Annotated in this window: 1 protein-coding gene; it reads left to right on the top strand. The window is 36.0% G+C overall.

Annotated elements, in window-relative coordinates:
• Positions 1-1023, top strand: a 1023-nt coding sequence (locus N2201_07430; GenBank protein ID MCX7786029.1) for a dihydroorotase, incomplete at its 5' end; no start/stop codon positions are given.
• Between the last annotated feature and the right edge of the window lie 45 nt (positions 1024-1068).

Below are 1068 nucleotides of genomic sequence, written 5' to 3'. Positions count from 1 at the left end.
ACCTCTGTATGTTGCATGGCAAACAAAAATCCTGTTAATGATAATCCAGAAGTTACCTATTATATACTTGCTAAAGCTAAAGAGGAAGGTAGTTGCGATGTTTATCCCATCGGAGCTATTACTAAAGGGCTTAAAGGAGAGGAACTCGCTGATATGTCTATGTTAAAAGAAGCAGGTTGTGTTGCCTTTTCTGATGATGGAATGCCTGTAATGAACTCTCTCATTATGAGAAGGGCACTTGAGTATTCAAAGGCAGTAGATGCACCAATAATCTCCCACTGCGAAGACTTAAATTTAAGCGAAGAAGGAGTAATGAATGAGGGAAAGCTTTCCTTTTATCTTGGGCTTAAAGGAATTCCTAAAGCATCGGAAGAGGTAATGATAGCAAGAGATATAATCTTGAGTAAAAATCTTAAGTCACCAATTCATATTGCCCATGTATCAACAAGTGGTTCTGTTGAATTAATAAAAAAAGCTAAGGAAGAGGGTATATCTGTCACAGCTGAAACCTGTCCCCATTACTTTACTCTAACAGAGGAAACTGTAAGGGATTACAATACTAATGCAAAGGTAAATCCTCCTTTACGCACAGAAGAAGACAGAGAGGCAATAAAAGAAGCATTAAAATATGGCATAATTGATGTCATTGCTACAGACCATGCTCCACATCACATTGATGAGAAAAAAGTGCCCTTTCAGGAGGCATTAAATGGAATCTCAGGGCTTGAAACAGCATTTGCCCTCAGCCTTAAACTTGTACATGAAGGTATTTTAAGCCTTAAAACACTTATTGAAAAACTAACAATCAATCCCTCAAGGATTTTAAAAATACATAAAAGAGGGATAATTGAAGGAAGTCAGGCTGACCTAATTGTTGTGGATATAAATAAAAAATGGACAGTCAGTAAAGATAACTTCTCATCCCTTGGTAAAAACACACCCTTTAATAGTTGGGAACTAAAAGGAAAAGTTTTACTTACAGTTAAGGGAAATAAATTTTTTGACATGAGAGGAGAGAATTAATGAAAAAAGCAATTTTAGTCCTTAAAGATGGGACAGTATTTGAAG

This window comes from candidate division WOR-3 bacterium (genome assembly GCA_026418155.1).
Classification (GTDB): domain Bacteria; phylum Hydrothermota; class Tepidihabitantia; order Tepidihabitantales; family CAIPLT01; genus JAOABV01.
The sequence above is the reverse complement of the archived record's forward strand: the minus strand, read 5'-3'. Positions and strand labels throughout refer to the sequence as shown.